This is a genomic window from Paenibacillus caui, assembly GCF_019904135.1.
In the GTDB taxonomy this organism is placed as follows: Bacteria; Bacillota; Bacilli; order Paenibacillales; family Paenibacillaceae; genus Fontibacillus; species Fontibacillus caui.
Genome location: NZ_JAIOGQ010000009.1, coordinates 79,957 through 92,930 on the forward strand (window position 1 = coordinate 79,957; position 12,974 = coordinate 92,930).

Consider the following 12,974-nt stretch of genomic DNA (forward strand, 5'->3'; position numbering starts at 1 on the left):
GTTGCCCTTAATCGGTTGGCCGAATCCGCCAGGTTATACCTTCTGCACTTTCACGAGGTTGGTCGTTCCGGCCTGCATGACCGGAATACCCGCAGACAAGACAACCGTGTCTCCCTTGTGGATATATCCGGTGTTCAGGGCGTTGCGGATGGCCGACTCGAACATTTCGTCGGTTGTAGCCACTTTCTCCCCGAGAACCGGAATAACGCCGGACAAAAGGCAGATTTTCGGCAGTACTTCTTCGTGCGGGGTAACGGCAATGATCGGCGCCTTGGGGCGGTATTTGGATACCATCCGCGCCGTAAACCCGCTCTCGGTCGAAATAATGATCGCTTCCGCATCCAGCTCCAGAGAAGCGTTAACCGCGCTTTGGCTGATGACTTCCGTAATGTCCGATGGCTGCTGGGTTCTTTTCTTGATAAATTGGTCCTGGTAATCAAGGATGCTCTCCGCTTTTTTGGCAACGGTCGCCATGGTGCGAACCGCCTGAGCCGGATATTTCCCTGCCGCCGATTCTCCGGACAGCATGACCACGTCCGCGCCCTGAACGACAGCATTAAAGACATCCCCGACCTCGGCGCGGGTTGGACGCGGGTTGACCTGCATCGATTCCAGCATATGGGTCGCCACAATAACCGGTTTTCCGGCGCGGTTGCACTTGTCGATGATTTCCTTTTGCAGCATCGGCACATCCTCCACCGGCACTTCCACGCCCAAATCGCCGCGCGCTACCATGACGCCGTCGGAAGCTTCCAGGATGTCATCCAGACCCTCGATCCCTTCCCCGTTCTCAATCTTGGAAATGATCTGAACATGCCCTGCCCCGTGCTGCTCCAGAATCCGCCGGATTTCCCTGATATCGTCGCCCTTCCGAACGAACGAAGCGGCGATCATCTCGATGACGTGCGAAAGACCGAACTCGATATGCCGGATATCGCGCTCCGTAACTCCTGGCAGCGTCGTTTTGACGCCGGGCAGGTTGACCCCTTTCGTAGGCTTCAGCGTCCCGCCGCTCACAATGGTGCAGCGCATTTCCGTACCCTCTGCCTCCAGCACCGTAAGTTCTATCAGTCCGTCATTGATTAGAACACGGTCTCCCGGCTTGACCACTTTCGGCATGTCGGGATAATTGACGGAAATCCGGGACGCATCCCCCAATATCGTCTCCGCCGTCAGCGTAATCTCTTCCCCCGGATGAAGAAATACCGACTCCTCCTTCAGCTTTCCGATGCGAATTTCCGGACCCTTGATGTCCAGCATGATGGGAATAAAGGTGCCCAGTTCCCTCGCCATGCCCCGGACATTGTCGATGCGTCTTGCATGCTCTTCCAGCTCTCCATGGGCCATATTCAGCCGGCCAACAGTCATACCCGCCCGGATCATCTCCTTCAGGACTTCGGGGGAGTCGCAGGCAGGTCCGAGCGTACAAATGATTTTTGTTTTTTGCATGATATCAAGCCTCCTCTGGATAAATGCTGTCTATTAGATTTTACCCTAATCACGGGCAGTATCCCACCTTTTACATCAGTAATGACCGTTCAAGTGACCGTCCTGTGAACAATGTTTCGGGGATAAGTTCAAGTATGCGTAATTTGGGGCAAACCTATATAAGTCTGAACCAAAGAATCACGGGGGAATCATTTGTTCAGGCGTATGGATTGTATTTCCGGAACAAAATAGGGGAAAAGTATAAGCTGCGCTATATTAATCGCTTTTGTTCAGCGGCGAGTATGAAATAATCGGATAGATGGAGGCTGTGGAGGATGTATCACATATATACACATAACGATCTGGACGGGGTAGGGTGCGGTATTATCGCCAAATGCGCTTTTGGCACGAATGTGGAGGTCCGCTACAATTCGCTCGGCGGGGTCAGCCAGCAGGTGGAGCGCTTTCTGGAACGCGCTGCCGAAAAAGGAATCGGGTCCGACTTTCTGATTATCACGGATCTGTCGGTAAGCGAAGATACGGAACAGCTGCTGCAAGCCTATGCGGCGGAAGGCGGTGAGCTCAAGCTGATCGATCATCACAAAACGGCTCTTCATTACAACACGCATCCCTGGGGGTCTGTACATGTAGAGCACCGGGATGGGAGACCCGCGGCTGCCACGTCGCTCTTGTATGACTATCTCATCCGCCAGCGGCTGCTCGAACCTACGGAAGCGCTGGATGACTTTGTTGAGCTCGTGCGGCTGTACGATACGTGGGAATGGGAGAACGCGGGCCGGCAGCAGGCCAAACGGCTGAACGATTTGTTTTACATGGTGTCCATTGATGAGTTCGAAGAGAAAATGATTAGCCGGCTGCAATCCGGCGGACCGTTTGAGTTTGATGAGTTTGAGAAAAAGCTGCTTGATTTGGAAGAGGATAAAATCGAGCGTTACATCCGCCGCAAGAGGAGAGAGCTCGTTCAGACATACATCGGCAAGGAATGCGCGGGAATTGTGCACGCTGAATCGTACCACTCCGAGCTGGCCAGCACTCTCGGCAAAGATCATCCGCATCTTGATTACATCGCTATTTTGAATATGGGGGGCAGAAAAATGAGCTTGCGCACGATCCATGATGATGTCGATGTCTCGGAAATCGCGGGCCGTTACGGAGGAGGCGGTCATGCCAAGGCTTCGGGGTGTACGATGACGGAAGAGGTGTACCGGTCATTTGTTGCCGGCACATTTGTGCTGGAACCCCTCCGTCCCGATGCATTCCGCAACCGTTATAATTTGAAAGGCCAGGAATCCGGATCCTTATTTGAGAGCCCGGACGGCGCCATGATTTTTGTATCCATGGAGGACAATGAATGGGTTGTGGAGTGGAACGATGCCATGCTGAAGGAACGCTTTGGCAGCTTTGCTGAAGCGGAGCGCTTTTTGAAGCGGAAACATAAGGTTTGGCTGGTGCGCGACGATCAGTTGGTGAAATGGCTGACGGGCAAATTAAAGCGGTACCGGATGTCTGAAAAAGATGAATGACCTAGGGTGAGCAGCTCCAGAAAATGAAAAAAGCCCACAAAACGTGGGCTTTTAACAAACGCCTGATGCAGCCTTCGCTACCCAGGCCTTTTAGTCTTTCTCGCTCTCGCTGTTCAAATATTCATTGGGTGCTCCGCCATCTCCAAGGCTGTGGTTCTTGAATTGGCTCAGCCGTCCGGATTGAAGTTCGCCGCGGCTGCCGGCCGTATCGCTTTGACCGTTGTTGCTGGCAATCTGGCGTTCCCGCTTTTGATGCTTGTCCTTTGTCATCGAACAAACGCCTCCCTTAGGTTGTCATTAACCATTTGAATAGGTCGCTGCCCTAGTATGCCATCCCCAAGGCGAATGCATGCACCCAAAAATCGAGACTCCCGGCACTCAGCCGGCCCTTTACACTCTGTTAGGCTTTAAATTTTACGATCGCCTGGCGCAGATTTTCGGCCATTTCGTTCAAGGATTTAATGGAGTAAGCAATCTCCTCCATGGAAGCCTGCTGCTCTTCGGCGGAAGCCGCCACGTTCTGCGTGAACTCGGATGTTTGCTTGGATATGCTCGACAGCTCCACGATGGATGCCGTAACCTGTTCGGAACTTGCAGACATTTGCTGGGACGAAGCGGATACTTCCATAATCTGCTTGGTTACATCTTCTACAGAGCTGACAATATCATTAAAAGCCATGTGAACCCCATTTACGGTTTCAGACATATCCTTAACCGCGATCGAGCCCCGATCCATCATGTTTATCGCTTCCGCGGTGCTCTTCTGGATGACCTGAATCAGCTCGTAGATTTTATCGCTGGAGGTGCGGGACTGCTCGGCAAGCTTACGAATGGAATCCGCCACAACGGAGAAACCGCGGCCGTGTTCACCGGCTCTTGCCGCTTCGATCGCGGCATTCAGCGCCAGAAGGTTAGTCTGCTGGGCAATATCCGATATCAGCCCCGTAATGTCGCCAATCTCCTTCGACAATACGCCCAATTGACGAATAGAGCCGGCAACTTCCTCCACCATAGAACGCATGGAATTCATTTGCTGCAAATTGCGCTGCACTTGCTCTCCGCCTTTTCCGGCAACGCTGAGAGCGCTCGAGGAAGACTCCGCTGCGACGGACGCTGACTCGGCAATGCGCTGAATGCCTATCGACATTTCTTCGAGTCCTCTGCCGCTTTCCTCCGTGCTGCGCTTCTGCCGGTCCGAGCCGGCAGCTACTTCGGCAATGGATTGCGTAATCGAATAAGCGGCCTGGGAAGTCTGCTCAGAACCGAGCTTCAAGGCTTCCGTCGTTTGGGACACCTCTTGCGAAGAATGTCCGATCTTGGAGATCATGTCCCGAATATTAAGAATCATCGTGCTGAAATGATTCGACAGCATACCGATTTCATCGTTGCGTTTAATATCCGGCGTTTGCGTCAGGTCGCCCTCGGCCACTTTTTTCGTAATACGGGACAATTGACCGATCGGCTTCAGCATCCAGTAGATCATCAAGACAATAAGGACAATCCCGGCAATTCCGGCTATAATGCCGATCAATGCGGCAGACCATAAGCTTTTGTTCAACTGCTTCATAATGATGTCATAGTCGAAGTCGATGACCAGTACGCCGAGCTCTTTGCCCCTCTCATTTTTAATGGGAGCCATTGCACTGATCCATTTCCCTTGTTTGTCGCTATAGACCGATGTCAGACCTTGCCCGGTGCTTTCCGCCGAATCAATGGCTTTCTTGACCGCGGAAGGCAATTCGAAAGGTGTCATCGGAGTTAGACCCTGCTTGTACATTCCGTTGTTGGCAAAAAGAATATTCCGGGTCGCCTTCCCGTTAGTTTGCTGCTCTTTCTCTTTGGGCTGGAGTAAATAGGTGTTCGCAATTACACCTGTTCCGCTAAACATATCCATCGCTTGCTGGGTCGACTGGAACCAGACCTGAGATAAATCCGGTTTCTTATCGTTTCCAAGCCTAAGGATAGCCTGCTCGAGGGTTGTCCCTTGTTCCTGCAACGGCTTTTGAATCAGAGTCACGTTGGTTTTAAGCTGATCGTAATATAAACTCTTCTGTTCATTATAGGAAACGAATCCAATTCCGGCGATAACAATAACGAAACAAAGGATCGCCAATCCGCTCAAACGGGTAATCATGCTTTGTCGTAGCCGCTTCATCATAGGTCCTTCTCCGCCCTTTCTATATGATTCCCCTCTCCTATATTTTTCGTCAATATAGGTCTAAATGTTTAGTTTTTTTCACATCTTTCAGCAAATTCATGAAATAGACCAGTGGTTATTTACATAATGTGTAAGGGATTTCATTTGAAATCCTTCCGCTTGCGAGAAGCGCCGGCTCGGTTGTCGTCGTTTTTCAGGCATCTGCGCTTTGTTTGCCTATGCGTACTTCTCCTGTATGTATTCTGAGAGTTTTAGACTTATTATACACCAGCCATACCAATTCTGCATGAAAAAAACCGCCCCTTCAGCTTAAGGAGCGGCTTTTCCATGAATAAATATTAATAAGCGAGTGCAGACAATCCTTTAATGCGTGCCAGGTAACGAATGTTGCTGGCTTCCTTCATCAGGGACGCAGGCATGCCTTTCAGGCGGGTGCTGCTGCCGCCAACCATGGCGATGCCGTCTTTGCGGCCAAGGCTTCCGAGCGTACCGGAGCTGACATAATGGAACGACTCCATTGTGCCGCCTTTGAAGAAGACGGACAGGTTGTAACCGACCGTTTCACCCATATGCCATGCGATCTGAGCGGTTGGCGGATAAGGACGTTCGCCCTCTTTCGGGAATACCACGGCGCTGTCGCCCGCGAGGAAAATGTCTTTATGGGACGTGGATTGGAGCGTATCTGTAACGGTTGCGCGTCCACGATTGACTTCGATTCCGCTTTCCCCTACCAGCGAGTTGCCTTGTACGCCGCCTGTCCAAATCACCGTGCTGGATTCAATGGAGCTTCCGTCTTTCAGGAGCACCTTGTTATCCTTCAGCTCGGTAATCGGCACGCCGGTCAGGAATTTAACGCCACGCGCCTCCAGACTGACTGTAGCGCGCTCCACGAGCTCTGCAGGGAATCCGGCCAGAATCGTAGGACCTGCCTCAACGCAGTAAAGCGAAATATCGTTATAGTCGATGCCTCTTTGACGGCAAAGCTCAGGAAGTTCGTCTGCGAATTCGCCGGCAAGCTCGACGCCGGTCAAACCGCCGCCGCCCACAACAAAAGTAGCATCCGCTTTGTTCTTGGATACTTTGTAGGCGTCAAGGCGTGTTTTAACCGTTTCAAAAATACGATGGGCTTCATCCACCGATTTTAGCGTAAGGCTGTTTTCTTTCAGCCCTGGAATTCCGAAGAACGCCGTTTCACTGCCCAGCGCGATAACCAACGCGTCATATTTATAAGTTGCGCCGCTTGCGAGCTTAACCTGCTTCTCGTCCGGAGAGATCGCCTCAACCGAATCGACAACCAGCTTGACATTCTTGCCGCTCAGCAGTCTTTCCAAAGGAAGAGCTACAGCCTTCTCATCAATGTTGCCGGCAGCCAGACGGTGCAATTCCGTAATAATCTGATGCGTTGGGTACCGGTTAACGACCGTGATGGCAGCTTCTTCAGCGCTTAGGTATTCACGCGCAGTGAGCGCGCTCAGCAGTCCGCCGTATCCGCCGCCCAAAATCAATATTTGCTTCGACATTTCCATCCTCCGTTCGGTATGCTTATTTCATTATGATTTATTTTACGATTACTTCTTCTGGCCGTTCAGCACATCCAGGTAAGCCTGGCTGAATTTCAGCGCCTTCTGCACGTTAGGATCTTTCAGCATCTTCAAGAGGCCGAAAACGCTAACGTTTGGCGATTGATCACGCTTCACGCGCTCACCGGCTTCAATGGCTGTTGCAGCAGCATTCTTCGCTATTCCGACAACCGGACCTACAACGCCCGAAAAACCTGCTTTGATGTCCTCAACAAAGACTTTGTCAGTAGCCAGAGCCTGCACCACATCATAGGCTTGAGTCATGGTGTTCACCATTTCCGTCAGCTTGGGCAGATTATCCACAAGGGCGGCTAGAGATTGCTGTACCTCAGGCTTAAGCAGTTGATCGACCAGATCCTTCGTGTTTGCAGCAGTCTGAGCCCCTTGTGCATCGGATTGATTAATAGTTTGTGACATTTGGAACGTCCTCCTTTACGCTTAGATTGCAGTCCGTCTTTATTCGGGCACACTGATGCCAATAAATTCGGAAAGCATCAGCTTGTGCGATATGCCGATCAGCCACTCGTCTCTATTTTACCCACAAAAAAGAGCCCCTACACCATGGGCCTACTCTATACGCAAACCACATCATCGCAGGTTATTCCCGTAATGTTATTGACGAAATGGTGAATAACAACAGTCCGAAACGAACTCTCTTCTCCTATATTACACCTTTTAAATATCAAGTTGAAATAAATTTTTGAACTTTTCTAAATTTTGCATACATTTTATGCGTTATTCTATTGCATTATTCGCATTTATCTGACCTTATCATTCAAATTTTAAAGAACAAACCGGTTTCCCATGGGCAGAAACGACGTGAATTTTGTCAGACGAAAGGGTTTTCACAAGTATTTTGCGCTGTTTGCAGGTAGAGCCATTATACCGGCCCCACGAGGATTATCACCGAACCAGGCCTTTTTCTACCGCCAATCATCCCGGAGCTGCAGGCTAAAGCCGGTTGCGGTATAGGAGGTGGGGGTATATAATGAAGCTGTCCTTCTTTTGCAAGGACAAAGATCACATTTCAAGGTATAGGAGGCTGCACATTTATGGAGAAGATTCAATCGGAAGAGCAGTACCGCAATCTGATTCAGGATGACGGTTATACAGTAATTAAATATGAGACAAACTGGTGTCCCGACTGCAAAAATCTCGACCGTTTCATCGGTCCGATTATAGAAGAGAATTCCGACAAGCGGTTTTATGCCATGGATGCGGAGCAATTTCAGGATATTGCCGAGCAGAATGAAGTCCGCGGAATTCCCAGCCTTCTCGTGTACAAGAACGGCGAGAAAATTGCCCACCTGCACAGCAAATATGCGAAGACGCCAGATCAAATCCGCGAGTATTTGAAGACGCTGGTCTCCCAGGTGTAAATCGAATCATCCTCCGAAACCTTGATAAAACATGTTTGTAATTGCCTCGAGCGGGCAACTATAAACAAAGTAGACAACATCAAGACTTAGGAGGAATTTACGATGGGTCAACCCAATGAAGAAGAAATCCGCAACAAACAAAATAAAGACAGCGACTCCCTTGCGGAGCAGAAAAAGATGGAAAACGGCGTGGACATTGAGCCTGAAGCCGACGAATGGGTAGCAAAACCCGTTGCCTATTCCGAAACGGAAACGAAATCTTCCAAAGAATAGTCTTGCGTGAACCGCGTCAGGCCGCTCCGCTACAGGAGCGGCCTGTTTCATTTTACGAGCCGATGCATGCAAAACAGCCACCCTGTAAAGAGTGGCTGTCAGTCAGGCTTCAAAGAGATCCGATGCATGAAGCCTAAGGAATATATTGCTGTACAATTTTCACCACTTGTCCGTCCTGCACCGTTATGTGATAAGGGAACGACGCGGGATCAAGCAGTCCGCCCTTGCCTAATACTGTCACGAATTTGTCCAGCGTGATCGGCTCATTCCACCGGATATCCGCATTTTCCGGATGACCGTCACGGTCGTAGAGCTGCATGAGCACTTCCGCATCGGGTTTTACGGCATATGAATCATGCTCTTCCGTATTGTTCACAATGTAATACCCGTCGGGAGAGCCTCCAAGCTCCTTATAGCCTTCCGGCTCCAGCTCTTTAAAAATACGATCGGCCGCTTCTCCCTGATACCAGCTGATCGGATCCACATTTACATAAGTCGTTCCGTCCGTTTGTTTAATCGTATGAATATATGCGGTGAACGTCTTTGTGACCTCTTCCCCGGCCGCTTTATCCGTAATCACTTTCGTTTGACCGATGGCCTGATACGGCGTCAATAGCGACAATCCTGCAATCATAATCAACAGCAGCAACGATGAGCCCATTCGATTCAACATCATCCGCACCCCTTAGATGCACCTGTAACGCAGGCAAAGTATTTAATCATTTCATAACCTGATTATATTCCTCTTCTGCCAAAATCGGGTCTCAAAACCGTTAAAAATGATTACAAACTGTTTATTTATTGCTGCATTCGGGGAAGCAGCATCATCTTGGATGAGGGAGGTTCAGCAAAAAATCGTCAACATCGCGATCAGCTTTCGTTTGATTGCATAAATTGCAGGCGCACACGCAATTGACCGGCGTCGTATGGCCGCCTTTGGCTCTCGGAAGCAGATGGTCAATGGTATCGCCATAGGCTCCGCAGTAGTGACAGGTATAGTGATCCCTCTGCAAAATAAACTGTCTGAACTCCCTGTTCGTGAACAAGCGGCGGATCGTATGCCGGTTCACGACGACGGCCGCCTTCTCCTTCACCAGGAGCTTGGCCAACTCCGGATCAATTTCCTGCTGCCAGCGGCGGCCTTTATCGCTTTTCCCCCGCATGCGGATCATTCCGGAGCGCAGCGGCTTCAGATCTTCCAGGTCAAGAGGCCGGGGAGCTTTAGCGGACCCGGACCGCTTGGGCTCCGCCCCTGCCGCCTTCGGCTTATTCGGTTTATTCGGCTTATGGTCCGCCGGACTCTTGGCCGGGGCATTCCTCATGGTCAGCCGCGCGGCAGCGGCTGTAGCTGTAGCGGTTTCCGCACGCTGCTCCCTGCACTCCTTGCAGGCTCCCCTTCGCGAGCCTGTGCCGGCCCGCCTTCCTGTCCGGCGCCTGAAATCGGTGACCGGTTTTATTTTTAAACAATAGCTGCACGTTTTGGTTTGAGGCTGCTCGGTTATCGTCATCGGTCTTCAAACGGGGTTATGGTTAATCCCGCTCTTGTTTATCACCTCGTGTCCTGTTAAATAAGGATTCTCCTGTCTATATTATAACGTATAACCATTAGGCCGCAGAATATGCCGCTTGGCGGTTTGAAGCATACCGCCCGTAAGGTACTTCTAAACAGGCAAAACTTAAAGGAGGCAGCCTGTCATGAAACGGAATCATACGATCATGCAATTTTTCGAATGGCATTTGGAGCCGGACGGAACGCACTGGAACAGGCTTGCCGAACTCGCGCCCGGGCTAAAGGAAGCCGGCATCGATGCCGTCTGGATTCCCCCGGCTACCAAGGCGATCACCCCGGACGACAACGGATATGGCGTCTATGATTTATATGATCTGGGGGAGTTCGAGCATAAAGGGGCGGTCCGGACCAAATACGGTACGAAGCAGCAGCTGGTTTCGGCCATCCGGGCTTGCCGTGATCACGGCATTGAGGTTTATGTCGATGTGGTCATGAACCACAAGGCGGGCGCGGATGAGACGGAACGCTTCAACGTGATTGAAGTCAATCCGGATAACCGGACCGAAGCGATATCCGGGCCTTTTGAAATCGAGGGGTGGACCAGGTTCTCTTTTCCAGGAAGAAAAGGCAAGTACTCCGATTTCAAGTGGAACTTCGAACACTTCAACGGAACCGACTATGACCAAAGCCAGAAACGAAAAGGGATATTCCGCATTCTCGGCGAGAACAAGGACTGGAATTCCAATGTGGACAGCGAATTCGGCAACTATGACTACCTCATGTTTGCCAATATCGACTACAACCATCCCGTTGTCCGTAAGGAAATGGCCAAATGGGGAGAATGGCTTGCGGACACGCTCAGATGCGGGGGATTCCGTCTGGACGCCATCAAGCATATCAATCACGATTTCATCAGGGAGTTTGCCGTCTCCATGAAAAAGAAGTACGGCGACAAATTTTATCTGGTAGGCGAGTTCTGGAATCCGAACCTTGAAAATTGCCGGCGCTTTCTGGATAACGTGGATTATCAGATCGACCTGTTTGATGTAACGCTCCACTATAAGCTGCAAGCGGCCTCTGCGGCCGGCAGAAGCTTCGACCTGCGGACCCTTTTTAACGATACTCTGGTGGGGTCGCATCCGATGAACGCGGTCACCTTTGTGGACAATCATGACTCTCAGCCGGCCGAATCGCTGGAGTCGTGGGTGCAGGACTGGTTCAAGCAAAGCGCCTATGCCTTGATCCTGCTGCGCAAGGACGGCTACCCGGTGGTCTTCTACGGAGATTATTACGGGATCGGCGGAGACCAGCCGATCCCGGGCAAGAAGGCTGCCATCGATCCGCTGTTGTATGCGCGGGCAAACAAGGCTTACGGCGAGCAGGAAGATTATTTCGACCATCCGAATACAATCGGCTGGGTCCGGCTTGGCGATCCAGAAGCCGTGCGCTCCGGGTGCGCGGTCGTCATTTCAAACGGGGACGACGGAAGCAAAAGGATGTTGGTCGGACAAGCCAGGGCCGGGGAAGTGTGGGTGGATCTGACCGGCAACCGCAAAGACCGCGTAACGATCGCCGGGGACGGATTCGGCGTATTCCCGGTGAACGGGGGCAGTGTGTCGGTATGGGCGCAGCCGGAACAGGATCCTGCGCAAAACGGATAAGCGGGTGCCCGAGGGGAACCGTCAGAAGAAATGGCTTGACGGCGGCTATTCCCCTTCTCCTTCCGCCTGTTGTACACTAGTTATAGAGATTACAGGAAGAAGGCAGGTGCTTGTTCGCACAATGGAACATTTAATCAATTCAGAAGTTAAAAATATTCAGATCAGCGGCATCCGCCAGATTGCCAATAAAGTGACGGAATATCCCGACGCCCTCTCGCTGACGATCGGCCAGCCCGATTTTCCGACGCCTGCCCATATTATGGACGCGGCCCATCGGGCCATTGATGCGGGGCGCACCGTATATACCCCCAATCCGGGACTGCCCGAGCTGAGGGAAGCGGCAGCGGATTTTATAGCCCGCAAATACGGCCTGACCTATAACGGAGTGGATGAGGTGATCGTCACCAACGGGGCCAGCGAAGCGCTCGATATCGCCCTCAGGACGATTCTTGACGAAGGGGACGAAGTCATCCTGCAGGGGCCGATCTACCCGGGCTATGAGCCGCTCATCCGATTATCCGGCGGAAATCCCGTGTACGCGGATGCGAGAAGCACCGGCTTCAAACTGACCGCGGACCTGATAGCAGCCCACCTGACTACGAAGACGAAAGCAGTCATCCTGGGGTATCCCTCCAACCCGACCGGCCGGGTTCTGACACGCGGGGAGCTGCAGGATATTGCCGATCTGCTTAAGGACCGGGACATATTTATTATCTCCGATGAAATCTACAGCGAGCTGATTTACGATGGGCCTCATCAATCGATCGCCGCGCTGGACGGCATGCGCTCCAAAACGATCGTCATTAACGGCTTGTCGAAATCGCACTCCATGACCGGCTGGCGCATCGGATTCACGCTGGCTCCGGCGGAAATCACCCGGCATATGGTCAAGGTGCACCAGTACAATGTGACCTGCGCCAGCTCGATCAGCCAGTATGCGGCGCTTGAAGCGCTGACCGCCGGGTTTGATGACGCCCTGCCGATGAAGGAAGCCTACCGCTTTCGGCGCGACTATGTCTACGACCGCTTAACCGCCATGGGGCTTCCCCTCGTCAAGCCGGAAGGGGCGTTCTATCTGTTCCCTTCGATTGAGCACCTTGGCATGAAATCGATGGATTTCGCCCTGAAGCTGCTGGATGAGGCCGGCCTCGCCGTCGTCCCCGGCAGCGCCTTTTCGGAATACGGCGAAGGCTATATCCGGATTTCCTACGCTTACTCCATGGAAGTCCTTGAGCAGGGAATGAACCGGCTGGAGAACTTTGTGAACAAACAGCTGTCCGCGCAGTAACCGGGTAGCGGGAGCAAAATAAAGCCCTTATCTGATACCGGCAAGAAGGATCAGGTAAGGGCTTTTGTGTGTGATTTGTAATGTGCAAGATCATTTGTTCGTATCATTTATTGTTTTCTCATTAGTTGAGGTATATTTTTAAGTGTGTTAAGA

The 12,974-nt window shown here is 51.6% G+C and carries 12 protein-coding genes; 5 read left to right on the forward strand and 7 right to left on the reverse strand.

Annotated features, from left to right (window positions below):
* Positions 1-33: 33 nt before the first annotated feature.
* Complete coding sequence (gene pyk, locus K7397_RS07440; protein WP_223067318.1) at positions 34-1,449, reverse strand: pyruvate kinase; 1,416 nt, start codon at positions 1,447-1,449, stop codon at positions 34-36.
* Positions 1,450-1,763: 314 nt separating this feature from the next.
* Here pyk and K7397_RS07445 point away from each other — a divergent pair, with 314 nt between their 5' ends.
* Positions 1,764-2,972, forward strand: a complete 1,209-nt coding sequence (locus tag K7397_RS07445; RefSeq protein ID WP_223067319.1) for a DHH family phosphoesterase — start codon at positions 1,764-1,766, stop codon at positions 2,970-2,972.
* A gap of 90 nt (positions 2,973-3,062) precedes the next feature.
* On the opposite strand, the gene K7397_RS07450 is transcribed toward K7397_RS07445, so the two are convergent.
* From K7397_RS07450 to K7397_RS07465, 4 genes are all read right to left on the reverse strand, one after another.
* Positions 3,063-3,242, reverse strand: a complete 180-nt coding sequence (locus K7397_RS07450) for a hypothetical protein (protein WP_223067370.1) — start codon at positions 3,240-3,242, stop codon at positions 3,063-3,065.
* A gap of 130 nt (positions 3,243-3,372) precedes the next feature.
* Positions 3,373-5,130 carry a methyl-accepting chemotaxis protein gene (locus tag K7397_RS07455; protein WP_223067320.1) on the reverse strand — a complete coding sequence of 586 codons (1,758 nt, stop codon included), beginning with the start codon at positions 5,128-5,130 and terminating at the stop codon, positions 3,373-3,375.
* A gap of 338 nt (positions 5,131-5,468) precedes the next feature.
* Positions 5,469-6,650 carry an NAD(P)/FAD-dependent oxidoreductase gene (locus K7397_RS07460; protein WP_223067321.1) on the reverse strand — a complete coding sequence of 394 codons (1,182 nt, stop codon included), beginning with the start codon at positions 6,648-6,650 and terminating at the stop codon, positions 5,469-5,471.
* Positions 6,651-6,698: 48 nt separating this feature from the next.
* On the reverse strand, positions 6,699-7,127 hold the full coding sequence (locus tag K7397_RS07465; protein ID WP_223067322.1) for a helical membrane plugin domain-containing protein: 429 nt from the start codon (positions 7,125-7,127) through the stop codon (positions 6,699-6,701).
* Between the two features lie 635 nt (positions 7,128-7,762).
* On the opposite strand from K7397_RS07465, the gene K7397_RS07470 reads away from it, so the two are divergent.
* Both K7397_RS07470 and K7397_RS07475 read left to right on the forward strand, forming a co-directional pair.
* Positions 7,763-8,089, forward strand: coding sequence for a thioredoxin family protein (locus K7397_RS07470; RefSeq protein WP_223067323.1), 327 nt, complete (start codon positions 7,763-7,765; stop codon positions 8,087-8,089).
* A gap of 102 nt (positions 8,090-8,191) precedes the next feature.
* A complete protein-coding gene (locus tag K7397_RS07475; protein ID WP_223067324.1) occupies positions 8,192-8,362 on the forward strand; it encodes a hypothetical protein in 171 nt (56 codons plus the stop codon).
* 133 nt (positions 8,363-8,495) lie between these two features.
* Here the strand turns inward: K7397_RS07475 and K7397_RS07480 are convergent, their stop codons facing one another.
* Together K7397_RS07480 and K7397_RS07485 are read right to left on the reverse strand one after the other, a co-directional pair.
* Positions 8,496-9,038, reverse strand: coding sequence for a hypothetical protein (locus K7397_RS07480; RefSeq protein ID WP_223067325.1), 543 nt, complete (start codon positions 9,036-9,038; stop codon positions 8,496-8,498).
* Between the two features lie 148 nt (positions 9,039-9,186).
* Positions 9,187-9,870, reverse strand: coding sequence for an HNH endonuclease (locus K7397_RS07485; protein ID WP_223067326.1), 684 nt, complete (start codon positions 9,868-9,870; stop codon positions 9,187-9,189).
* 187 nt (positions 9,871-10,057) lie between these two features.
* Between K7397_RS07485 and K7397_RS07490 the strand changes: the two genes are divergently transcribed.
* Together K7397_RS07490 and K7397_RS07495 are read left to right on the forward strand one after the other, a co-directional pair.
* Positions 10,058-11,533, forward strand: coding sequence for an alpha-amylase (locus tag K7397_RS07490; protein ID WP_223067327.1), 1,476 nt, complete (start codon positions 10,058-10,060; stop codon positions 11,531-11,533).
* A gap of 121 nt (positions 11,534-11,654) precedes the next feature.
* Entirely contained in the window at positions 11,655-12,821 is a 1,167-nt protein-coding gene (locus tag K7397_RS07495; RefSeq protein ID WP_223067328.1) for an aminotransferase A, read from the forward strand.
* Positions 12,822-12,974: the final 153 nt, after the last annotated feature.